At 42.9% G+C, this 26245-nt stretch carries 12 protein-coding genes; all 12 read right to left on the bottom strand.

The features are described 5' to 3' along the window. Positions 1-65 precede the first annotated feature (65 nt). The 12 genes from DXC01_RS01345 to DXC01_RS01290 all read right to left on the bottom strand — a co-directional run bounded on the left by DXC01_RS01345 (position 66) and on the right by DXC01_RS01290 (position 26176). Complete coding sequence (locus tag DXC01_RS01345; protein WP_118698055.1) at positions 66-7748, bottom strand: DEAD/DEAH box helicase family protein; 7683 nt, start codon at positions 7746-7748, stop codon at positions 66-68. 68 nt (positions 7749-7816) lie between these two features. Further along, positions 7817-8905: a DUF5688 family protein gene (locus DXC01_RS01340; RefSeq protein ID WP_118018855.1), complete on the bottom strand. Its 1089-nt coding sequence runs from the start codon at positions 8903-8905 to the stop codon at positions 7817-7819. A 6-nt stretch (positions 8906-8911) separates the two neighbouring features. Further along, a complete protein-coding gene (locus DXC01_RS20245) occupies positions 8912-9052 on the bottom strand; it encodes a hypothetical protein (protein WP_166460071.1) in 141 nt (46 codons plus the stop codon). Positions 9053-9140: 88 nt separating this feature from the next. Continuing rightward, the gene (locus tag DXC01_RS01335) at positions 9141-15434 is read right to left on the bottom strand and encodes a SpaA isopeptide-forming pilin-related protein (RefSeq protein WP_118698054.1); all 6294 of its coding nucleotides are present in this window, start codon (positions 15432-15434) and stop codon (positions 9141-9143) included. A gap of 69 nt (positions 15435-15503) precedes the next feature. Further along, positions 15504-17576 carry a DNA topoisomerase 3 gene (locus DXC01_RS01330; RefSeq protein WP_055057309.1) on the bottom strand — a complete coding sequence of 691 codons (2073 nt, stop codon included), beginning with the start codon at positions 17574-17576 and terminating at the stop codon, positions 15504-15506. Positions 17577-17582: 6 nt separating this feature from the next. Further along, a complete protein-coding gene (locus DXC01_RS01325) occupies positions 17583-19007 on the bottom strand; it encodes a CD1107 family mobile element protein (RefSeq protein WP_330427617.1) in 1425 nt (474 codons plus the stop codon). Next, on the bottom strand, positions 18961-19263 hold the full coding sequence (locus DXC01_RS01320) for a DUF4315 family protein (protein ID WP_008688068.1): 303 nt from the start codon (positions 19261-19263) through the stop codon (positions 18961-18963). The genes DXC01_RS01325 and DXC01_RS01320 overlap by 47 nt, the downstream gene beginning before the upstream one ends. 42 nt (positions 19264-19305) lie before the next feature. Next, a complete protein-coding gene (locus DXC01_RS01315) occupies positions 19306-22107 on the bottom strand; it encodes a CD1108 family mobile element protein (protein ID WP_117910154.1) in 2802 nt (933 codons plus the stop codon). 145 nt (positions 22108-22252) lie between these two features. Then, complete coding sequence (locus DXC01_RS01305) at positions 22253-24709, bottom strand: VirB4-like conjugal transfer ATPase, CD1110 family (protein ID WP_181979982.1); 2457 nt, start codon at positions 24707-24709, stop codon at positions 22253-22255. Continuing rightward, positions 24591-25055, bottom strand: coding sequence for a PrgI family protein (locus DXC01_RS01300; protein WP_012744297.1), 465 nt, complete (start codon positions 25053-25055; stop codon positions 24591-24593). Before DXC01_RS01300 ends, DXC01_RS01305 begins: the two co-directional genes overlap by 119 nt. A 23-nt stretch (positions 25056-25078) precedes the next feature. Then, entirely contained in the window at positions 25079-25948 is an 870-nt protein-coding gene (locus tag DXC01_RS01295) for a VirB6/TrbL-like conjugal transfer protein, CD1112 family (protein ID WP_015524554.1), read from the bottom strand. 12 nt (positions 25949-25960) lie between these two features. Beyond that, entirely contained in the window at positions 25961-26176 is a 216-nt protein-coding gene (locus DXC01_RS01290) for a Maff2 family mobile element protein (RefSeq protein WP_017144663.1), read from the bottom strand. Positions 26177-26245 lie beyond the last annotated feature (69 nt).

Genomic DNA, 26245 nt, shown 5'->3' with positions numbered 1-26245 from the left:
GTTCTAAAAAATGGCATAACAGGCAGAACCTTCTTCTACCAAATTATGCCATCTTTCCTGTTTATTTATTCCAGACCGAAGTCCCGTTTTCTGTTTTCCTTGCCAGTTTCACTTTCCCGCTGACTCTTTTCTTTATAAATCTGCAGTTTTTCATGGATAGAACCACGTGTCGGTCTTTCTTCTTTCTCATCTGATTCAGACACCTCTGTTTCTGCATCTTCCCGTTCATCCATATTGAGCAATGCATTTAATTCTGACAGTCGCTCCAGTTTCTGGTTCAACTCCTCTTCTTTTGGAAATGGCTTTCCAACCTCTTCTTTTGCATTTGCAAGCTGTTCATATACTGTTTCCAGTCTTTGTTGTGCTTCTGAAAGCTTCTCTGGATAACTGTCCAACAGATTGTTGATACGAGTAATATTTCCAAGTGCATCTGCTCCAAGATGAACTTTCGAGACAGCCTCATGTTTGACAGATAGAATAAATTCTTTACTCCATCCATCAAACTGAATCCTCATATTGAATCCCTGATAGTTTCCGATATCCATCGCAGCATCTACAGCTTTAATATCTTTACATACCGCCAGAAGTGCTGCTCCTGCCTCTTTCTTTTCTGTGAACTCTTTGCCGCCAATCTCCATAGTAAACTGCTCTGGATCTGTGATTTTATGCTCTGAGTAATGAGCGATGTCTGCCTTGTAGCTGTCAATGATTTCTGTCAGTTTTGCAATCTGTTGTGGAAAATTCCTTGCAATATCATCTTCCAGGCGGTACTGGTTATTCATGTGGTTGGCTTTTAAAAGTTTTAATTTTGCCACATCAACATCCAATGCCATCTTCTCTTTTACTGCTGGATTTCCGGTTGCAAGAGCTTTGACCTCTGCATAGGAAAGTGCCGCTTCGTCCACATCTTCACAGCTTCGCACAGGTGCTTTGCTGGTCATAATCTGAGAAATGAATTTCTGCTTGTTCTCAACCAACTGCCACATGTAGCTGTCAAATGTGGATTCAGTTACATACCGGAAGATATGAACCTTTTTATTATGATTTCCCTGACGGATAATACGCCCTTCCCTCTGTTCCAAATCAGATGGTTTCCAGCCAATATCCAGATGGTGCAACGCAATCAGACGGTCCTGCACGTTGGTCCCGGCACCCATCTTTGCTGTTGAGCCAATCAAAAAACGAACCTGCCCGGATTTCACTTTTCCAAACAGCTCCGTCTTCTTTGCTTCTGTATTTGCATCATGAATAAAAGCAATCTCTTTTTCCGGTACACCTTTCGCTATCAGTTTCTGCTTCAAGTCATCATAAACATTGAAACTGCCATCACCTTTCGGTGTGCTCAAGTCACAGAAAATCAATTGTGCAGATTTCTGTGCTGCCGTGTCTTTCCAGATCTCATAACTTTTCTCTGCACAGACTGATATTTTGCTTTCTGGATTATCTGGCAATAATTCGTTCACCAAACGCTGATCCAATGCCAATTTTCTTCCATCATTGGTAATTTTCAGCATATTATCAACCGAAGCATCTACCCCTCCGTTTCTGACAACTTCTGCACGTTCCCCCAGACTTTCTACGATTTCTTTCTGCTGTTCCGTTGGTTTCAGCACCACTGTTTCATATTCCGCCTCTGGCACAGGAAGCTTTAACTGATCGGAAGTCTTGATATCTGCAATCTCCTTAAACATATTCATCAGTTCCGGAATATTATAAAATCTTGCAAATCTTGACTTTGCACGGTAGCCTGTTCCTTCTGGTGCAAGCTCAATGCTCGTGACTACCTCGCCAAAGGTGGAGGCCCAGGAATCAAACAGTCCAAGTCCCATATTTTGTAATTTGCTGTTCTGCAGATACCTCTGCATAACATATAATTCCGTCATGCTGTTGCTAATCGGTGTGCCCGTAGCAAAGGTAATGCCTTTTCCTCCGGTAATCTCATCCAGATACTGACATTTATTAAACATATCCGCCGACTTCTGTGCTTCATTCTGTGCAATCCCGGCTACATTTCTCATTTTTGTATAAAGAAATGCGTTTTTATAACTGTGTGCTTCATCTACATATAAATGATCCACTCCCAGTTCTTCAAACGTAACTACCTGATCTTTTTTCTCTTTCTGATTCAGTTTCTCCAGCCTTGTCTGCAATGTTTTTCTTGTCTTTTCAATCTGTTTGACGGTATAACGTCCACCATCCTGTTCATACCTTGCACTCTGGATTGCCATTTCCAGATCATCAATCTGCCTCTGAAGCATGGCTTCCTGTTTCTCATCAGAGATTGGAATACGCTCAAACTGGGAATGACCAATAATAACAGCATCGTAATTTCCCATAGCGATTCTGGCACAGAACTTCTTTCGGTTTGCCGGTTCAAAGTCTTTCTTGGTTGCTACCAAAATATTTGCTCCTGGATATAACTGCAGGAACTCCGCTCCCCACTGCTCTGTCAAATGGTTTGGCACAACAAAGAGATTCTTTTGTGATAATCCCAGACGTTTGCTCTCCATTGCCGCCGCTACCATTTCGTAAGTCTTCCCAGCTCCTACTACATGTGCCAGAAGCACATTATCACCGTATAACTGATGTGCGACTGCATTTTTCTGATGCGGACGAAGCTCTATTTCCGGATTCATTCCTGGAAAACTCAAGTGACTACCATCATATTCACGGGGACGGATACTATTGAAACGCTCATTGTACACGCTTACCAGCCTTTCTCTCCTCTGCTGATCCTTAAAAATCCAATCTTGGAATGCAGCCTTCAAGGCATCCTGCTTTTGTGATGCCAACATAGTTTCTTTTTTATTCAAAACTCGCACTTCATCCCCATTGTCATTTACGACTTTATCATAGATTCTAACATCTTTTAGATTCAAGGTATCTTCCAGAATCCGGTAGGCATTTGCTCTCTCCGTTCCATACGTTGCATAAGCAAACGCATTTCTTGGACTGTCGGCGTTCTTTCCTGTAATCCTCCACTCACCATTTACCTCAGAGAATTTTACCTGTATTTCCTTCTGTGCAGGATACCTCGGCGTATGAAGCAGTTCCACCATAAAATCCTGATAATCCGAAGGTTCAATCCAGGTGGCTCCAATACGCACTTCAATCTCCGACGCTTCCAGATCTCTTGGCTGAACTGCCTCCAATGCACGCACATTCGGTGTGAATTCCGGATGATTCTCTGCAAAAGTTCTCGCTGTATTTAATTTATCTCTGACGTTTCCAGACAGATATTCATCTCCGCTTTCCCACTGGTCTGTCAGTGGATTTTTGAAGATAACTCCAACCAGCTCTTCTGTGATTTTCTCTTCGGTCTTTCCGGTCAACTGTGCCATATATGGAAGATCTACTTTAGCCTTTTCATTTAGGGACAGAGCAAGTGCTTCTGTGGCTGTCTCCACACTTGTCACAGCGACCGCCTTTTTAATGGTTCGTTTGGTGAACATGTCCGCTTTCCGCTTCAATGTTCCATCTTCATTCAAGTCTTCCAGGGAACACAGCAGACAATAAGAAGAGTCATCAGAAAATGCACGTTTGTTAGCATTACTTCCAATAACTCCATACTTTGCTGTGTAGGTATCATACACCTGATTCAGTTTTTTCTGCTGTTTCTGAATTTCTTCGTCTGTGACAAATTCTTCCATCTGCATGGCGATCAGTTCACGAACGGTATCACGGATTGCAACCATGCCTTTTACACGTTCTGCAGTGACTGCAGGCATTTTCACCTGATTCATCAAAGAATTGACACGGTAATATACCTGATCATCTACCACCGTATAGCTGTAATTTCGGACATTCGGATCTGCCGGAATACTCTCTGGCATCTCATCCAGTTCTGCCTCTATATCTACTGCCGCTACCATGCTTCCTCTGATGTGTTTTACAGCTTCTTGTAACTGTAATTCCAGATCAGCTCCTTCCATTGGAGCACAGGTTGTTTCCATACCATACGGACCGGACACTTCTTTCATCTCACCAAGAATCAATCCCGGATGCTGAACAAAATACTTGTTAATGGTAATCCCATTTGCATCACTCTCCAAATTCACCCAGTCTGGCATCTCTTTTGTGAAACTCTCACGCTTCTGGAAAAACAAAATATCAGCACTGACTTCTGTTCCTGCATTTGCCTTAAAAGCTGTGTTCGGCAGTCGGATAGCCCCCAGCAGGTCTGCACGCTCTGCCAAATATTTCCGGACTTCCGGTGATTCCTTGTCCATAGTTCCCTTTGTTGTGATCAACGTAGCTACACCACCTGGACGTAACTGATCTATAGTCTTGGCAAGAAAGTAATCATGAATCATAAAATTGTAGCGGTCATATTGACGGTCATTGACCTTATATGCACCGAATGGCACATTTCCGATTGCCACGTCAAAGAAATCATTGGGATAATCCGTCTTCTCAAAGCCTTTGATCTGGATATTGGCATCTGGATAGAGAAGTTTAGCAATTCTGCCACTGATGCTGTCCAGTTCCACTCCATAGAGTTTGGACTGGTTTAGATTCTCTGGAAGCTTTCCAAAGAAGTTCCCGACTCCCATAGATGGCTCCAGGATATTTCCCTTTGTAAATCCCAGATTCTCCAACACCTGATACATACTTTCAATCACAATCGGCTGTGTATAATGAGCATTTAATGTGGAAGCTCTGGCTGCAGCATATTCTTCCGGTGTAAGGACGGTCTTTAATTCCAAATATTCTGTCTCCCATGCAGATTTTGTCTCATCAAATGCATCTGCAAGACCTCCCCAGCCGACGTACCTGGATAAGATTTCCTGTTCCTCTGGTGTCGCATTGCGGTTCTCATCCTCACATTTTTTTAACAGCTGAATAGCCATAATATTGGCTCGGAATTTCTCCTTCGGTGTTCCCTGTCCAAGTTCATCATCTGTGATATGGAAGTTCGTTGCTGGAATCAGTTCTGCTATTCCGTTAATCTCTTCCAATGATTCTTTTTCTTCCAATACCTCAACTTCTCCCGACAGTTCTTTTTCTTTTTTATCATAATCTGTCCACACACGTTTAGAAATAGCAGTAAAATAGGAAGACTCTTCCTCCATGATTTCTTCCTTGATTTCCCGTAATTTATCTAAGGTATCCGCATTTACTGTTTTATTGTGATAATGATAATAAAGTACTTCTTGTCCAAGTTTTACATCCAGACGTTCCAATTCTTGTGTTGACATTCGCTCCCAAATATCATCTTTTTCCGTATGAATCGTGAAACCTTCTCCATCATCATGATATTCTAATGTGTATTGAAGTCGATTCTCTTCTCCCTTAACTTTGCAAGCAAAATCATAGATTTTTGTTCTGGTACCGGACATATATTCTGAGTCAACTAGTCGCAGATCCGTTATATCTTCCGCTGTAAAAGTATCCTGTTCCAGCTGTTCTCCTAACATCTGCTGTGCTTCTTCCAGGTCTGCCAGTCTTTGTGCTTCCTGTCGTTCTTCGTACTTTTCCATTTCTTCCGGTGACAAATAATCATCTGTGCGGATTAACTGGCGAACACGTTCTGCAACCTTGTTCCACTTTAATAAAACTTCTACCTCTGGACTGCCAATTTTCCCTTTTGCAAGTTTTAATCCTTTTGCATCATGGGATGCGTCGGAAGCATCTACTCCTGGTATTCCGGGTGAGGAACCACCTGTTCCATACTCATTTTTCAGGAACTCAGCTGCATCTTTCATATCATGATGTTCCATGAAATACTCATAGATTCGGTTACGTCCTCCTGCAGTAATGCCGCCTCTTCTTAACACTGCGTCAATTTCATCCTGTGTGATAAAGGATAGTGCCGGACGTTCGACCGTAAATTTCTGGTCTACCCAGGAACGCTCCCTCTGAAGATCCTGAAAGCGTTGGAAATATTCCGGATTATGCTGAATCTCCCAGCGGTGATAATCTCCCGGATTCTCATCCATATATTTCTGCAGCCATTCAAAACGATAGACAATCGCATCTGCTTCCTCTTGATCTGTCCATGCTCCACTCACTACATCCTGCCAGTCTGAATATGATTGTTTCTTTTCCCAGTTTCTGCAAGTATCCCGAAAATGAAGTGCAAGAAGATTGGTCATTTCTTCCTGCTCCTGTTCAATGGCATTATTGGAAATCAAATTATCCACGTAATTTCCATCCTCATACATATCCCGAATTCTGTTCGCTGCTTCTTCCCACGTAACCATGCGGTCAAAGTTTCTTCTGGCAGAGTCCCCTCGCCGGATACGGATACCATCATTGTCATACCAGATACTGATTTTCTGACCATCTATGGTAAATCCTTTGCCACCAGTTCCATATTCATCTTTCAGAAAACTCCGCATTTCTTCATTATCCAGACCTTCAATCAGTCTTGCTGTAATATGAAACAGTGTATTTTTCTGTCCGCTTCCCGTGCGGAGAATATCATTTACCACTTCATCGGAAATAAGAAAAGCGGCTGGCTGTTCCAATGCAGCTGCCGCTTTCCTTATTTCTCCTAACTGTTCCTCTTCTGTTGGGAACAGACTTAACTGTAAATAATCTCCTGAATCACCAGCTCCTCTGCCTGTGCCTTGATCTGGTTCATGTGTCTGGTCCATGCCATCCCGTCTGCCATTTTGTCCGGTGCCGGATCTTTCTCCAGAAGTTCGTTCATCAGGTCGTCTACTCTCTGTCTTGCCTGGCTGTCGATCTCCATCAGATGACTGTCCAGACGGTTCTGCAGTGTCAGAATGTTGAACCTGGCTACCTTGTGATTTCTCAGATACTCTTTCCGCATCATTCCGTACTTGCCGATGGTTCCTCTCGTCTCTTCCAGGCTGATATCTGGAATCTGATACTCTCCGTTCTGGCTGTAACTGATCTCTCTCATAGTCTGTTTCCTCCTTTTTTTCTTCTCTATCTTCTGTGTTATCTGTATTACTTTCACGCATTAACGTGTTAAATTCATTATAGACTACTTCTTTTTCTTTTGCAACCGTTTTCAGGTCATTTTCCAGATTATTCAGCACATATCGTCCAATCTGCATCAGGACTGGTCTGCTGATCTCATTGACTGCACTTCCCAGATGTCCTAATACTATCAGCTGATTAAAGTCCGTAATATGCCGAAAATCCTCTGCATCCAGATATTCCTGTGCATCCAGTCCACACCGGTTTAGTAATACATACCAGACACTATTGGTCATCAGTTCCCGAAATTCGACTTCCTGATTCTGTTCGTCCAGTTCTTCCAGAAATGTCCCTGTTACGTCCAGTCTCAGTTCTTCCAATGCATCTGGAAGCCATTCTTGCATACTCTCCTTCGCTGCCTGATGCAGACTTTCAGCAAGTCCTCCTTCTGTATCTTCCAGTGATAACTGCTCCTGCAGATAATCTGCCACCAGCTGTTCTCCTTCCACCGGAAGATTCCATAACTGAGGATCCTTTCCAAGATTCCGCACTTTATAAGTGTCCTGCACATCAAATACATACCGAAGTTTCGTTTTCGGTCCGGAAGTATTGTCAATCAAGGCAATCCCTTTGGATCCCTTTTTGATCCAGCGGTACATCTTCTGATTCCAGATTTCCATGGATGCTACGGCAGTTGCTTCCGGTCGCTGTGCATAAATTAAAAGCTGTTCTGGAAAAGTGTATTTGTACAGTCTGGATGCAGTGTTTAGGAACCGCATCCATTCCTGCGGACTGGCAGCTACATCTTTTGCCACCTCTTCCGTCAGCTGTTCCATTGCATATAATTTATTTGCCATGCGCTACTCCTTTTCATAAAATCAGGGACTGCTTAGCACAGTCCCCTTAAAATCATCGTTGTTACTCTTTATAATGCTGTGGCAAGCTCTTTTGACTTATTCTTTGGCACTTTGTCTCCCTCTTTTGCCTTGATTTCTGCCTTAGCTTTCTCCAGTCTTCCATGGATTCCACCTTTTACTTCCGCTTTTTCGGCTGCTTTTTCTTTCTCCAAACGAGCTTCCCTACGCTCAGCATTTTCCATAACTGCCGTTTTCCCATCACAAAACTGAACTTTATCGGAAAGCTGCTCCTGTCTCTCCACCTTTGTCTCATTGACTTCCTGTACCATCGCATTTAATTCCGGAACCTGAAAAATGCCGTTATCAGGAAGAATCAGCACTTCATGAATGGAAGATGGGATGACAAAGTAATCACTTCCCAGGCATTCCCCAATCTGTTTACGAATATCTTCCTGCAGTAACAGGGAAGCTCCATTCATCTTAGCTTTGTTTGTCAGACAGAACATTGGGTTTTCCATGGCTTCCATATCCATTTTTTCATTCAGCAGGTTTTCTGGTTCTTCACCAAAAATCATAGATTTGATAATCTCATTCATATCCATAAGTGTGACACCACGTTTTCGGTCTGCCACCATCGCATCCGCTTGAATCTGTTCGGCAGATACTCCCCACTCGTTCATCAGAGAAACAGTTACCGGAATACTGCTAATCCCTTCTCCATTTTCCTCCAGATTTACTGCATAATAAGCTGCAAAATCTCCGTGTTCTGTGACTACTTTATCTGCAAGAAGATCGGTATTCCATTCCTTATCACAAATTCTCATCTGTAATTTGTCCTTCATCTTTTCATAATCCAGAATATCCGTAACTCCCATATCAAAAAATTCTGCTTTTCCCTGTGCCTCAATACGCATATCAGCCACATCGCCAACACAAGAGTCTACATCTTTTCCATGGATATATTCCTGGTAGAGGGAATCCAGATAGACTGTCGGTACGATTCTCTGATCTCCGTTTGGAATCGTAATACCTGTCAACTTCAACCCGTTGTTTTTTTCTACTTCCTGCAGTTTAATTTCTGCGTCCTTGTAAGACTCTGGCAGATACTCCTTTACATTGTCTTTGACATATTCATAAAATTCTTTTCTGTTCATCATACGCTTTTACCCCTTTCTGATCATGTGATGGTTCATTCTTTTTCTGCTGATCATCTGCTCGGCTTTCTTCTGATAAGCCATCATTCTCTTTAAAGTTTTCTCCTGGTTTTTTCGTGCTTCCTGTCTTTTTTCCATTGCTTTCATCATAGTTTTCTATTCCTTTCTGTGATTTTTTTGTATGAAAAAGGGAGCCTCACATAGAAGCTCCCAATCATAACCATTGATTTTGGTTTCCTTATTTGCTTTTCCTTTTTCTGCTGATATAAAGTCCTGCCATACCTCCTGTGGAAGTTACAAGAAGTAGGATCGGCAGCCAGATATTCGTGCTGTCACCTGTTTTCGGTGCATTTGATATCTTTGTCTCTTCATGGGACTGTGGTGTATCCGGTGTGTTCGGTGTTTCTGGAACTTCCGGTTTCTCGTTTGTCAGATTGAAAGTGACTTCCACGACCGGTGTACTGTCATCTGCATAGGCAAACGTCACTTCATGCTTGCTCTGATCCAGTGTGTATCCGTCCAGTGTCTTTGTTTCCACCAGATAATACTTGATCGCCGCATCATATTTGCCGTTCTTAAATGTGGCAATCTCATACAGCTTACTTTCCGCATGACCTGCAGCATCTGTCTTTAAGGTTTCCAGAACTTTTCCCTTACTGTCACGGAGTTCAAATTCTACCCCTTTCAGTGGTTCTCCTGACGATTTATCTGTCTTATTGAGAATCACTTTTCCCTTGGCAGTATCATCTTTCATAGCCACTTTCTGGATTTCTCCGGTGTCTTTCACCTCAAACGTCACATCGGCTGTCAGAAGATATCCTTTCGGTGCCTGCTCTTCACGTAAGGTATATTTACCGATTGGCAGTTTTTCGATATAGTGTGCTTCCTCTGTGGAAGTCCAGCTCTCTACTACCTGATCATCCTTATCGAGAATCGTCAGTTTCGCACCCGGAATCTCAGTTTCTCCTGTGATATCCGTCTTACTGATCTCTACTTTTGTCACATCATCTTTCATATCATGCTTCTGAACCTCTGCTGTATTCTCTACTGTAAAGGTAATACTTTCTGCAGTAACATATCCATCTGCCGGTTTTGTCTCTGTCATGGTGTATTTCTTACCAACAACCAGTTCTTTGATCACATGGGATTCTTCCGTAGAAGTCCATTCATCTACTGTATTGCCATCTGAATCCGTTACTTTCAGGTGTGCACCTGGAAGTTCTTTACCTGTTGTCAGGTCTGTTTTGGACAACTCCACTGTGGTTGGCTGATTTTCAAAAGTAAAGTCGTAGCTTACTTCTGCCTGGTCTTCTCCGGCATATTCAAAGGTAAACTCCTGTACTTCATCTGTTGTAACAAATCCGTCCGGTGCAAAGATCTCTTTCACATAGTATTTTCCGTCTATCGGAAGATCTGCCGTAAAAGTAATCTGTCCTTTTTCATCCGTTACTCGCTGCTCGATCAGACTTTCCTTCTCAAGGAGTACCTCACCCTTTGCATTTTTGATATCTTCACTGGTATAAAGACCGAAGACACCACCTGCAAGAACACGTTCTGTATCTTTTTCTTTCTTCAGAACCGTAACCTTTACTTTCTGACGGGCATTCTGCCATTTCTCATCATAAGTGATAACTGGTGTGTCCTGATCACGGTAGGAAAGATCAACATATCTCGGCTCTTTGTCCAGCACATAACCATGGGCTGTTTTTACTTCCTTCACATAGTACTTGCCAGCCGGGAGATCTCCCATCTGTGCAATACCATTAGAATCTGTGGTAATGGTTCCCACTTTTTCATCTGCTTTAAAATAATCTTCGCTGACACCATCTGCCGCTTTGATATCTTCCGCAGCAAATACATCGAAAGTTACATCTGTAAGACTTCCAGTTACATATTCAAAGAGATGCTCCACAGTACCTTTTACATTGTCCAGAAGTGTCACTTTATCCAAAAACTCTCCATTTTTGTTGATGATCAGAAGTCCTGTCGGTACTTCATCTTTCATCTCTACTTTCTGAATCTCTTCGGTATCTTCCAGCGTGAACTTCACATCCATTGCTTTCAGATAACCATAAGGTGCCATTTCCTCACGAAGAGTGTATTCCTCACCAACTGTCAGTCGTTTGATCACATGTGGCTGATCTTTTACAGAAGTCCACTGATCCACAACATTTCCTTCTTTATCAAGAACGGTGAGTTTTGCCCCATCCAGTTCCACACCTGTTGTTACATCAGATTTCGTAATTTCTACTGTTGTTGGCTGGTTCTTTTTCACTGTTTTCAGTTTTACTGTCTTCACATCCTGTCCCTGGTAAGAAGCATTCAGATTCAGAACTTCATCAGAGGACACAAATCCAGCCGGTGCTTTTAACTCTTTCACATAATACTGTCCAAGTGGCAGATCCAGCGTACATACTGCAAGACCATTATTATCAGAGGTCATTTCCTGTAAGAGTGTGTCTACTTTCACGATTACTTTTCCATCTGCCTTGATATCCGCTTTGTTATAGATACCAAAGACAGCTCCTGCTACGGTTGCACCATTTTCTGCATCCTGTTTTTCTACCTGAATCGCAACTTTCTGTCGGTCATCGCCAACAGTCACTTCTTGTTCAATCACCGGTGTATCCTGATTGGCATAGACAAATGCGACTTCTGATCTGTCATGGTTCAGGACAAATCCTTCCGGTGCAGTCTCTTCTACCACATAGTAAGAACCAAGCGGCAGGTTATCAGCAACTGCTTTTCCGTCTTCCCCAGTCGTTACCGTTGTTACCAGTGCATCTTTTGCATAGATCAGCTGTCTGTTTCTGTTTTCATCTTTCTGGTAATCCGGTGTATAAATATTTTCAGCTGCATAGACATTAAATTCTGCACCCTTCAGGTATCTTTCTTCATAAACAAAATCCTTCTTGAATCCGGTCAGCATCTCACCTTTTTTATAGATCGTCAGCTTTCCTTTTACCGGATGGTTCTCGTAATCTACCGTAATAATGGCATCTCCGCTTTCAGAATCCATCTGGTATGCTGTGTTTGCATCCACTGCAATCTCTACATAATTCTTGTTGATTGTGTACCCTTCCGGTGCGTTGACTTCCTCAATCCGGTAATGTCCGATCTTCAGATTCTTCGGCATGATCAGATACCCCTGACTGTCCGTAAAATAGGACTTATGGGTTGTTGTCACTGGGTAAGTTGTTACCTGTTCCACATACTTTTTATTATCTAGGTCATATACCTTAAATTCTGTTCCTGCAATCAGGACGGATTTCTTTGTTTCATCGTCTTTTTTCACGATTTTCAGTTTTGCCTTAAACTCTTCATCCAGAAGCACTCGCCAGATCTGTGGCTCATTTGGATGATGCTCTGTGATATTCACTTCAAAATCATCAACTGGCTTGTAATTGTGCGGTGTTGTTGTCTCACGCACGATATAGCTTCCAAATGATAATGGAATACTGCAGGCATAACCTTTTTCATCTGTGAAAATCTCAGTTGCTCCATTTTCTCCACTCACTACAGGTTTTGCAGAATCAAAGTCGTAGCTTCCATCTGCTTTCTTTGTAAGGGAAGATTTCAGATAAACTGTGAATCCCGCTCCGGATAACAGATCTGCATCGGTCTTTCCATTGTTGGCTGCTTTGATGATCTGAAATGGCTGCTTGATGACCTGCTCACTGGAAGTGCACTCTCTTTTTACTTCTGCTGTCATATCTCCTTCATAACTACACGTAAGATCATGCTCTTCTGTATCTGCCAGGTATCCGGTCGGCGGTGTAATCTCTTTGATATAATATTTGCCAAGATACAAGCCATTTACAGAAGCCTGTCCTTTGTCATCTGTTGTAAGAGAAGCTACCTGTTCTCCTGCTTTATAAATAGTTCCGGTTGCTCCGTCCGGATGCACGATATCTTCACGGGCATACAGTCCATAAACTGCACTTTTCAATGTGGCATCTCCCTGCGGTACTGCTTTTCCTGTCTCTTTATCCACTTTATAAAGATTGATCTTTGCTGTCACACGGTCATTGCTGAAAGTATGGGCAAAAGATACGGTTGCTTCTTTATCATTAGTGTAAGAAAACTTGAACGTATACACATCTTCTGTATTTCTTACATAGCCTTCCGGTGCCTGATCTTCTTTTACAGAATAGGAGTATCCAATCGGCAGGTCTGCTGTGAATTTGGCAGTTCCGTCTGCACCAGTAGTTGCTTTCTCAATCAGCGTTCCTTTTTTCACAACAACGGTTCCGTCTGCATTTCTGATATCATCGGATGCATACAGAGCAAAAATACCGCCTTTCAGTGGTTTCTTGGTGTCTTTATCCTGTTTTACTACGGAAACATCTGCTTTCTGTCTCTCGTTGTTAAAAGTCACATCTGCAAATACAACTTCTTTATTCTGACCAGCATAAGTTAGAGTCACTGACTTTTCTTCACTGCCGTTATAGAAATTGTCCGGCGCTTTTTCTTCTTTCACCACATAGTTTCCAAGATGCAGGTTCTTCAGTGTGACAGAACCATTCTCACCTGTTGTCAGATTTTCTTTTACAAGATCACCTTTGCTGTACACTTTTGTGCCATAAGCAGTTACAATATCAGCTCCGGCATACACGTTATATACTGCATTTTTCTGTCTGCGGTTTTCATACTGAAATACCGTTCCATTTTCACTGACATCTGCTCCGGTAAGAACCTGTCCTTCTTTATAAATGGTAAGCTCTGCCAGCTGCTCCTTATTTTCCACGGTTACCGATGAAGTCTTACTTGCTACCAGTTTTACATTTGTTGCCGTTGCATTTACTACATACCCCTGTGGTGCTGTGATTTCTTTCAGATAAACGGTATCCCGTGTCTTGATAATCGTAACAGAGGATTTTCCATTCTTATCTGTTGCCGGCATCTGAGTGAGCAGCTTTGTACAAGCCTCATCGCTGTATACACCGAATACTGCACCTGCAAGATTGACATCCGCTGTATCGTCTTTCTTTACGATTTCGATCGTAGCCTGTTCAATCCAGGACACCTTTAAGCTTACATATTTTTCATCAGCGACACCTTCTCCAAACACAAATGCCAGGTCCTGAACACTTGCATTCGTAGTCAGTTTATATGCTGAATAATCTTTTGTAATACTTCCCTTCATCTTTGCAGAAAAAGTAGCACTTACATCTTTTGTCTGTGTCAGAGGCGCTGAAAGATAAAACGTGGTTCCTCCTCCAATTGTTACGCTTGCACCTGCCGCACTTACATTTCCAGTAGATACATTATGGAGCTTTACTCCTTTTGGTAAGTCCATTGTGATTTTCTGCTGGGAAGATGCGTTGAACTGAATGTTCTCCGTTCTCTGAACATTTCCATCTACATAAGCTTTTACATCCGGCTTTGAAAATGACATCGCTACATCTGGTATTTCCGGCTTATTCACACAATAATTATAGAGTTCTTTTGCCAAAGCCTCACCTGTAGCATTTGTTCCGTAAAATGCATCACTACTTCCGTTGGCATATGATGCAGCCATGTGAATAATGATGAATCTTTTTCCTTCTGAAAAATCCGTGTGTTTATTCGCAAAAAAGCTTTCACTTCCTGCGGCGTCTGTACCGTAATAACACACTTTTGCTAACGCCTGATTGTCTCCAATCTTTGTGATTGTATAATTTCCAGATCCTGGTCCTGGTTTTGCCGGCTGTACACAATACGCAGTTGCTCTGACGCTTCCGTAGCTGATATAGTACGGCTCTGTCAGATAGGTTCCAAGATTATAATCTGCATATCTATACAGAGGTCCTTTTTCGATTGTTACCTGCTGTGTGCTTCTTGCTGAATAAGCCGAAACTGCTTCAAATGTTGCAATCTCTCCCTCTTCCATAGCATCAAGATCCACACCTTCGTCTCCTGCCTGTTCCAAAACATCATGAAGCTCTAACCCTGATTCTTCATCATAGGTATCCTGATTCTGTGCCTGCTCTACCAAATCATCAAATTCATCAGCGTCAATATCGGTAATCTCCGATTCTGCTTCTGAATCCTCCGCTTCTTCTGTCTGCTGTTCACTGCCAGCTGTTTCGGATTCAGTCACTGCTTCACTCCCTGCCGCCTCTGTCTGTACTTCTGTTTCTTTCTCACGCACAATCAGTTTTCGGCTGATCTGGTACTTCGGATGCTCCTGATTTACCGGTTCCACATAATAGACCGCTTTGTAAGTGTCCGCATGATCTGTCGTAAAATCCTCATTCTTTTTGTTCTTTGCTTCCTCAAATGTGACTTTGACCTTGTTATCATCCTTGATTTCCAGTCCTGTGTAGTCTGATTTCACATCAAATACACTGCCTGTTTCGATTTCATAATCTTTGGCAGTCACCACCTCATCTTCATCCAGAAGGTCTTTCACTTCCTCATAAAGTGGAGGTTTTTTCTCTGGCTGAATCTCCGCTGCATATGCAGTCATCGGAGATAACACTGTACTAAGCATTGTCATGCCTGCCAGCAATCCAGATACTACTTTCCTAAAATTACCTTTTTTCTTCATGCTAAGGTCCTCTCTTTCATAATATTTGTATGAAAACAGACAGTCCTTAGACTGCCTGCAATACACTACTTATCGTTGTGGGAAAATCAGATTGAACTGCACATTCCCCTCGCCAGGATCAACCATTTCCACAGTTGCTTCATACTGTCGCCCTGTTTTTTTGGATACCAGATCCTTATAATGGATTTTTCCTTTAGCCAGGAACTTCTTTGCTGCCGCCTTATCCATCTTTTTCCCCTGGCTTGCAAGGAATTTATCATTCTTCCACAAGGTAAAAGCACAGTTCCGGTCAGAACAGTAAAAGTTTACTTTTCCTTCCCTGACATCTGCTCCACAGCGGGGACATTTGCCAATGACTTCTCCTTTTGCTTTTCCCTGAAACTGCCCTTTCTTTTCTTCTGAAATACCCTGATATCTGGCAACCAGTTCCTGCATCAGCTCTGTAATCCCATTTAGAAATTCATCTGCGGTCTCTGTATTCTGGGCAATGTGATTCAATGCCATTTCCCACTCTGCTGTCATCTTCGGAGATTTAATCTCATCCGGCAGAACCGTAATCAGTACATTGCCATCATCTGTCGGTACCAGATTTTTCTTTTCCCTTTTCACAAAGCCAGACTGAATCAGTTTTTCAATGATTGCTGCCCTTGTTGCCGGTGTGCCAAGTCCTTTCTTTTCTGTATCTCCGGTCAGTTCTTCATTCCCTGCACGTTCCATTGCAGAAAGCAGGGTATCTTCTGTGTATTGTTTCGGTGGCTGTGTAAAATGCTCCGATACAAAAGAATCACAAGGGCCGTAATGCTTGCCTGCCCAGATATCCAGCTCCGGCTCTTCTTTCTCAATCTTTACGCCAAAGAACTGTTTCCATTTATTTTCGATCGCCTTGAATCCTTCCTGCTTTGTTTTCTTTGCCGTGAGATAAAACGTATGATAATTACAGGTAATCTGACATTTATGGCTCTCATAAATATAAGGATCTGCGGTTGCCGTCAGTACCCTGGCACTGATCAGATACAAAATCTTACGGTTTCGTTCTTTCAGTTCACCAATATCTGCTTTGGCTACTTCCATAGTCGGGATAATCGCATGGTGATCAGATACTTTCTTTGAATTTAATACCTTACTCACGTCTGGCTGATATTCCAGACCTTCAACATAAGGCATTTTCCCAAGTAACATCTGAATCAGAGTTTCTGTGCTTTCTTCCATCTCATCTGTCAGATACTGGCTGTCTGTTCTCGGATAAGTGACAAGCTTCTGCTCATACATCTCCTGCACGGCATCCAATGTCTGCTGTGCGGTATAGCCAAACATTCTGTTTGCTTCCCTCTGAAGAGTGGTCAGATCATAGAGTTTTGGAGGGCGTACCGTCTTCTCTTTCACATCATCCTTTTCCACTTCGCACATCCGCTCCAGGCAGTCCGCAGCCACTTTATCTGCATCCTCTTTTTTCTGAAAATGCTCTGTAACCGCATCCATATCATCAAACTTGATATGAGCCATATAATATTTTTCTTTGGTAAATTCCTTGATCTTCTGATTTCGATCCACGATCATGGCAAGTGTTGGTGTCTGCACTCTTCCGACTTTCAGATTCTGGTTATACAGAACGGAAAAAAGACGGCTCGCATTGATTCCCACCAGCCAGTCTGCCTTTGCCCTGCAAAGTGCTGACTGATAGAGACTGTCATAACACGAACCGTCTTTTAATGACGCAAATCCATCTTTAATTGCCTGTTCTTCCATGGAAGAAATCCAGAGCCGCTTCATCGGCTTTTTGCATCCTGCCTGCTCATACACCAGGCGAAAGATTAACTCTCCTTCACGTCCTGCATCAGTAGCACAGATCACTTCATCTACATTGGAATCTCTCATCAGTTTTTTCAAGATTCCGTACTGCTTCTTTGTTCCATCCAAAACCTTGTGTCTCCAGCATTCCGGCACAATCGGCAGATCTTCATATCTCCATTTTTTATATTTTTCATCGTATTCCGATGCATCGCATAATCCAACTAGATGTCCTATGCACCAGGAAACGATATAACCGTTTCCCTCCACGTAGCCATCTTTTCTTGTTCTGGCTCCCAGTACCGAAGCCAGTGCCATCGCAACCGATGGCTTTTCTGCAATCACTAATTTCATTTACTCCTACTCCTCTTCTTCATCTTCCAGTACATCATCATTGAAATCTTCATCTCTCAGGATTTCCGGTTCTGCACTTTCTTCCTGCTCATCTGCATCGTCTACTTCCCGTTTTTCTGACTCTGAATCTTCGGATTCATCTTCATCCTCTTCCATCTCATCCTCGTCATCATATTCATGCTTTGGTTTATAGACTTTGAAGTAATATCCTCCTGCCGCAGCTCCGACTGCAACCAGTACGATCAAAAGATACGTTCCAAATGAACTTTTATCTTCCGGCATCTGGATGTCATCCTCTACCTTATCTTTCTCGGATGACTCTGTCGTTTCCGGTTTTTCTTCCTCTGCTTTTTTCTCTGGTTCTGCATAAACAGTATCTACTTCCGGAAGTGTCACTGAATTAGAAAGTGTGAAGTTCATCAGATCTTTCTCACTGACTTCGGTAAGGAAATACACATTATCCTGAGATTTTGAATTATCAATAATCAGATAGAAAATCTTACCACTCTTTGTTGAAATGGTATAAAACTCTTTTGTTCCTTCCGTAGCTGTTTTTGTAACGGATTCTGCCGTCTCGCCTTCTTTATTAAGCTGTTTCTCAATACCTGTTACTGTCCGATCATCCACGGTCCCTTTTGCATCTGTCGGCTCAGAAGCCTGTGCATCCTGCGGAAGCGGAGAAGTCGTTGTTTTCTCAGTTCCCGTTGCATCTGCACTGGTCGTAGTTGCCATTGCACCATTGCTGTCACTGGAAGTTTTCTGTTTCTCTGCCTGCTTCTTTGCCCATTCATAGTAAGGATTCTGCAACACATACTTTTCAGAAGTATTTCCAGCACCGTCTGTTACCGTAATCTCAATCTGTTTTGTAGTAAAATCTTTCTGTGTCAGTTGCACTCTCAGCATTCCATCCTTCAAGTCTGTATAAGTGGTGCCATTGACTGTTACCGCAGTAATCCCGGATACTGTATCATTCCCCTGAATCGTCAGCACACCATCTGTCAGAGAAGCAGAAAGTGTCGGCTTTTCCGTGTCATAACACTTAATAGAGCGATTCTGCTCATAGACCTTTCCCTCACCATCTGTCACACGCACATACACTGTCTGATTTCCAGTGATCGTGATACTTCCGCTTCCGGTTACATCCTGCCAGCTTCCATCTTTTCCTGCTTTTGCTTCCATCTTTGCTATTGAGAAACCTTCCGGCATATGGCTGGCATCTACCGTAACAGCAATGGTTGTTTCTCCCTGTTTCCAGCCATCCGGTTTCTCAATCGTAATCGCAGGTGTGGTATTCTCAGCTGCATAAGCAGTCTGTGTCTGGAGCAAAGGTGTTGTCAGGCAAAGAAATGTCGTTGCTGCAAGCAAGCCCTTTTTTACCCTGCTTTTAGTAATTGTTCTCTTCTTCTGTTTCATTTTTTCCAGATTCATCATCGGCTTTTGTTTCCTCCTTCTGTATTTCCACCCTGCCGGGCAGTTCATTTTTCATTCTCTTTTTGAAAGCTTCCAATTCCGGAATACTCATATCCATTGCACGGATAATTCTTACAATTTCCAGATTTTCCGCTTCTGTTTTTGCAATCTCCGCAGCCTTGAACCGCTTTAAGTCTGCTTCATATCTGGCTTTGGATGCTTCCATTTTTTCCTTGGCTTTCTCATAATCCGCCGTTGCTTTTTCAAGACTTTTCATCGCTTCTCCTTTCCGGACGGCTGATGCAGCCGCCCTTTTTTCTTACCATCGTCCAAATCCATAGAAATGGCTCTGCCAGTATGGTGAATTGATGGACGTGTACTGCACCGGATGACCGCAATGGATCATCTGACCATTGCCTACATAGATTCCAATGTGCGTTACCGGAACTCCTGCATCATAAGTGCCTGTAAAAAAGATCAGATCTCCCGGCTGTGCTTCTGACTGAGATACCGGCGTGCAGATGTCATACAGTCCCTGTGCAGTCAATCTTCCTGTATTCCTTACACCAGAGTTTGTCAGGCAGTAACTTACAAATCCAGAACAGTCAAATCCACTTGGAGAATATCCACCCCACACATACGGTGTTCCTAGATATCTCGCTGCTTCGTTCAACAAACGCTGTGCCGCTTCACTGGTGTATTCATTGCCGCCAAAGCCTGCCCCTTCTCCAGTTTCCAGATAAAAGATCGGGTTTAAGCGCTCTCCATTTTTCAGAAGTTCAATATGAAGATGGCTTCCTGTAGAATTTCCAGTATTTCCTACAAGACCAATCTCATCACCTTTCGTGACGGATACACCTGCAGATACACTCCGGCTGCTTAAATGTGCATACCGCAGTTCATAGCCTTTACTGTCCTTGATCACAACATAATTGCCATAGCTGTCGTTATAAGCAGAAGTTGTAACCGTTCCGGTCAGCCCTGCCATTACTTTTGTTCCCTCCGGCGCTCCGATATCCATACCATTATGAAGCTGATTTGCTCCTGAAATTGGATGAATCCGATATCCATAATAACTTGTCACACTGGAATACCAGTTAAAATCAACCGGTGTCGCAAACATCTGTAAATTACCTTTCGTATCGTTATAGGCACTGAACAGTTCTTTCTGGAAAAATCCCAGCCTGTCCTGACAGATCGACATCAGATTTCCGCTGTTTAAGGTGACATTCAGCACATCTACATCTCTTGTCCTGGTCACTTCCACTTCCTGGCTTCCATTATCATCTGCCAGATAGCATTCCCAGGTCTTATGACCATGTGCGGATGCTGCCGCATGACTGTCATAATAGACATCAAACTGTACACCGTATCTTGCGAAAGCTCCGGTATCTTCTACCGTATATTCGACACCATTCATGACCACCTTTGTTCCCATTGGAACAAACGGATTGGAAGCATCTACTGCTAAGGTATGATTGGCTGTTGGATATGCTCCACTGGCAGTCGGTCCTCCACTCCAAATACCACAACAGATTGGACAGTTACAATATCCGCTTGTTACAACCTGTCCCAACGATTCTCCAACTCTTACTGTTGCTGTCTCTGTCACAGTTTCATTGACTGCTTCAGTAGTCAGATGATATTGCTCTGCAAACAATGCATCCAGTTCAGGCTTGACCTGTTCAAAAGTAAACTCCTCATACTTTGCTGACAGATAACTGATTAGGATAAACGGATCATGCTCAATAGGTCCGATGTTATATCGGTATTCCTCATGTCCCGGTTCTTCAGACTCCATGTTGTTAATCCGCTCCTGCAGATTAGCTTCCAGCTGTGTATAATACAGTTCCGCTTCCCGGATTGCTTGATCCGATGACAGATAACTGGTTCCCGTGTAAGTGATCACATTTTGTAAAAACACTGCAGAGCATGACGTGACATTCGTTATAATCAGAAACATCAATCCGATCAGAACTGCCACACTGATATACACCTTCCGGTTTTCTTTAAAGAAGTTGGTGACTTTGCCGCCAATCTTCTTGATATAATCAATCGTACCTTTTGTAGCTGTACCTACGGTCTGTTCACTTCGCTTTGCTTTGGCATAATCCCGTTTGATCTGTTGCTTCTGAATCTGTTTTTTTAGCTTCTTCTGCTCCTGACGGGCTGCCGCCTGTGTCTGTTTCTCTGCCTGTCTCTCCAGTCTGCTTCTCTTTCTGGAAGCCCTCTGTTTCCTTCGTCTGGCACTTCTCTGTTCCAGCCGGTAAATACCTTCGCAGCCTTCTTCCAACTTATGGGCACCTTCTACTGCCGCATTATCGTCTTCATTTTTACTGATCTCACGGTGCAATGCTGCGGAAGTTGCACTTCCTGCTTTCTTAACAACAAAAGCTTTTTCTGTTTTCACAGATTCCCCTTCGCCAAACTTCAGGCGGGATTTCTTCTTTCCAGAACCCTCTCCTTCATTTGCCTGATAAACCTGTGCCTTCTTGGAATGCTGCTTTGCTTCCTTTTTCTTTCTTGCTTCCTCATAAGAAAACTTTTTGGCTTTTTCCTTCTGTTTCTGATGACGGAAATTGACTCCATCCGTATCCATCTGGTTCAATTTCTCCATATCTTTGTCATTTTTCACAGAAGCACCAGTCTCTTCATAAGCAAATTTCAGACGCTGTTTCTGCTTTGGTTTCTTACTTCCACCATTCTTCTTACTCCGGCTGTCTCCTCTGTTTTCTGAAAGATCCGCACGTTTTTCTTTCAGTCTCCCTGACTGGCTGGCTTCGGATTTTTCCGCAAATCTTGATTCTTTTCTGTTCTCAGCACGGATTCTTTTCCGGTTTTGTTGCTTTCTATTTTGTCCAAAATCCTCACTTTGGTTCTCCGTTCGCATCAGTTCCGGTGCATCCCTGGATTTTTGCACAGAGGGACGGATATTTTTCCCACTCCGCTTAGACTGGCGGGGAGACTTATCCACAAGGTTTTCTGCTTTTTCCCCCTGTTTTATTCCCATCTGCACATCACTGGCACGGTTACTGACACGAACAGAAGATTTATCCGTCAGGTTTTCTTCCACCAGACCATCTTTGGTCATCTTCTGGACCTTCTTATCCCTGACTTTCATTCTCTGTTCTGCCACTGATTACTCCTCCTTCTTCGGATACCCTTTCCCTGCCTGTAATAAACAGAGAAAAGCGATGCCAAATACAGCACCGCCACTAAAAGTTAATACATATGAAATTGCTCGTAACATTGTCTTCTCCTTTGATTTAACCTGCTTCGGAAGTTTCCTCCAAGCGGGTTGTCATGATTTTATAGAGGGAATTCTTCGGGAATCTGTCTACGAATGGAATAATGACATTTCCATAGAACAGAAGTCCTTCCCCCTCATTACTGTTGGTTACATAGGACAGCTGGGTTGGTGAGATATTCAGCTGTTTTGCAAGAATCTGCCGGTCACCGGAAGCCTGGTTGAGCATATAAATAAAATCTGAATTTTCAAATATATTCTCTATCTCCCTGGAAGACAACAAATCCTTAATATTCTGGGTGATACCAGTTGGAATACCACCCCATTTACGAAATCTCTTCCAGATTTCCACACTATAAGCTGCAGTCTGCTCTTCCTTCAAAAGAAGATGGAACTCATCCACATAGTATCTGGTGGACTTATGGGCAGAACGGTTCATCGTTACCCTGTTCCAGACCTGATCCTGGATTACGAGCATCCCAATCTTTTTCAGCTGTTTGCCAAGTTCTTTGATGTCAAAGCAGACAATACGGTTATTGATATCCACGTTCGTCTGATGGTTAAATACATTCAAAGAACCTGTAACATAGATCTCCAATGAAGTGGCCAGTCGCTGTGCTTCTGGCTCTTCCTGTTTTCTCAGAAGGTTGTATAAGTCCTCCAGGATTGGCATCTTCTCCGGTATTGGATCGGCAAGGTATTCCTGATATACTAACCGAACACAACGGTCAATAATCGTTTTTTCTACTGGCTCCAGTCCATTCTTTCCACCAACAATCAACTCACACAGAGATAAAATAAAATCTGCTTTTAATGACAGCGGATTATCTTCCTCGGAATAATTCAGGTTCAGATCCATCGGATTGATATACTGGTCAGATACCGGAGAAACCCGTACCACCTGTCCGTGCAGTGCCTGCACAAGTGCCGAATATTCGGCTTCTGGATCGCAGACGATGATATCATCTTCTGTGATCAGGAAGCAGTTTGTAATTTCTCTCTTTGCTGAGAAGGACTTACCGGAACCTGGTGTACCAAGAATCAGTCCATTCGGGTTCTTCAGACGTTTCCGATCAACCATAATCATGTTGTTGGATAATGCATTCAGTCCATAATAAAGAGCCTCCCCTTCCTGAAACAGTTCCTGTGTCGTAAACGGCACGAAGATCGCTGTTGAAGATGTGGTAAGCCCTCTTTGAATTTCAATCCGATTGACTCCCAGCGGAATACAGGACATGAGTGCTGCTTCCTGCTGATAATCCAGCTGTTTTAAGGAACAGTTATATTTCTGTGCGATTCCCTGCACCTGGAAAATATTGTTATCCAGCTTCTGACGCTTCTTTGCGGTATTCATTACCAGAACCGTCACGAGGAACATTCTCTCATTTCTGGACTGCAGATCTTCCAGCAGGTTTTTCGCCTCTTCTCCATAAGTCACAAGGTCCGACGGAAGCACGTCCATATCATAACCGGAACGTACTGCTCGCTTCTGCTCTTCAATCTTCATCTTATCCAAATCTGAAATCTTACTCTTGATCATCTTGATCGCAGAACTCTGGTCAATGGACTGGATATGAATATTGACATTGATGCTGTCATCCACATCCAGGAAGTCTGCAAGCATCCGGTCTGTAAGCTCTGGTGCCAAAATCTGCAGATAACTCACACTTCCCATCGTTCTTCCCATCAAAAATGTCTGATTCTTGGAAAAGTTAAAGGAAGTCGGTGCAATAAAATCTTTGGTCTTTAATCCTGTTTCTGGAAGCATCTTATACTGGAACTTAAATGGTTCAATCCGATCCTGGTTGAACACATGATACATAATCTCCAGCCTTTCCAAACCATTCAAGGAATGTGCCTGTGCTCCCAGGACCTTAAAGTTATTTAAGATATCTGTTTCGATTCTTTCAAGCCTTGGCCTTGCCGCCTTCAGGCTTTCTGCTTCGATTCCAAAAGTAATATACTTTGTCTTCACCAGACCATTATTTCCTTTGGAAAGCTGATTTTTCAGCATAGTACGATACTCTTCACGAATGGCATTGAAGTCATCGTTCTGATCCGGAATATCAATACTTTTTTCAAATTCTGCCACATCCACCTGCTGATTGATAAAGGACAGCTGCACACTGATGGAAGAATCAAAGTAATTTAAGAAATCACAGTAATTTTCAAATATCGTGGTCTTATCCTCATTTAAAGCAAGCTGATAGTTGATGTCATAAAACTGAATTGTCTTAGAGAAAAAGGTCTTTGTCACCTGGCAGATACCATCCTGCAGCATCCGAATATACGGAATACTCTGCTGTGCAGTTGTAGGAATGTTTTTCTGTTTCCTACGATCCCGTTCCTGCTTCTTCCTACGCTTTTCCTGTTCTCTTTCTTTTCTGCTTTTTTTGTTTCTTCTTTCCTGACGGTTTCTTTTTTCCGCCAGGGACAGACGCTCCTGCTGAGCCTCCTGCTTTGTCTTTTTTGCCATCCGGCACACCCTCCTTTTTTACAAGGGTGGAAATCTCCTGATAAAAATTTTCTGTCTTATATGGTCTTACCGCCGGACAGATAAACTTCTGTCGAATGATATTTGCCACCACTTTTTCAAATGGAAGCCCGTCTTTTTCATACATTGCCATGAAGAAAAATGGAAGCATGATCGTTACCATCAGGATGGCTGCGATACTGGAACCAATTGGTTTTCTCATGAACAGATAAAACGGAATTCCCACAACTGCGGCAAGTGAAAAGAAAATCAGCTGCCGCTTTGTCAGATTTAACGCTACTTTTGTTTTGACCTTGGTAAGGTCTTTTGGTACTGGTACATACGCCATGGTATGCGCTCCTTTCCTGCCCGTTAGTGGGCATTAAATATCGATTTGCTAAGGCTTCCGGTCTTGAATAATGAAAATGCAAGAATCACGGTATAAGCCGCTACTGAAAACATTGCTGCATGAAGGTCACTGGATATGGTCATTGCATTTACTAAAACTGCATAAATTCCCACACAAACCATCATGAAGAATCCCTGAAATGCCAGTGCGAACAAGCCTTTTAAATAGTTGTTTCCGATATTACCCCATTCCTTATTGGTCATGGTGGCAAACGGAATTGGTGCTATGGAAGTATAAAGGTAAATTTCTATCATTCTTCCGTACAAGATTACCGTAATGATAATTGACAGAATGTGCATGGTAACACTGATTAACATCGTTTCCATGGATAGCAGGAACAAATCCCCTAACTCCATATCCTCCAGGGCATCCACAATCCGTGAAATTGCTTCTGTTGCATCCACCGCAGTGTTTCCTGATATCACCCCGGCGGCATTGTTGACCACATGCTGGCCAACATCAAAGACCGCCATCGTGATATTGAACGTATTTGTCACCAGATAAATGGCTACATACGCTTTGAAGATCCAGAGGAAAATGTTATAAGTCTCAAATTCATGGAAATTGTTTTTTTGTGTTACCATCGTGATCAATTCATAGCACAGGACAAAGGTGATGATCAGTCCCGCAATGGGGACAATCACCGTTTGGGATATATTCTGAATCAGATTAAAAATCCCTGCATTCCATCCCTGCGGTGTCTGCCCCACCTGCCCGGCTATGGTTCCCACCTGCTCATTGACAGACGTGAACATGTTATCCAAACTTGACTTGATAAGCCCGATCAGGATATCCTTTATCGCTTCCGTAATTCTCTCAATGATGGTGTTCATCTACCACTCCTCTTAAGAGAACAATGTTGCCAGCTGTGGAATCAGGGTAGTTCCCAGCAGCATGATTCCGGCACCAGCCATCAGCTGTTTGATGCCCTGGCTCTTAGCGCCGGGATTGTCATTTCCATATCCTTCCAGAAGGTTTACGACACCCCACACGCCAAGACCTGCGCCGATTGCGACTACAAGAGTTTTTAAAGTTGTAATTGCACTGCTAAAAAATGCCATATACATTCACCAAAACTGACCTCTTTCAGGTGTTTACGGGAATGAAAAAACACCGACTAAAAAGCCGGC

Origin of the sequence: Blautia sp. OM07-19 (genome assembly GCF_003481595.1) — a bacterium.
Lineage (GTDB): Bacteria > Bacillota > Clostridia > Lachnospirales > Lachnospiraceae > Blautia_A > Blautia_A intestinihominis.
The sequence above is the reverse complement of the archived record's forward strand: the minus strand, read 5'-3'. Positions and strand labels throughout refer to the sequence as shown.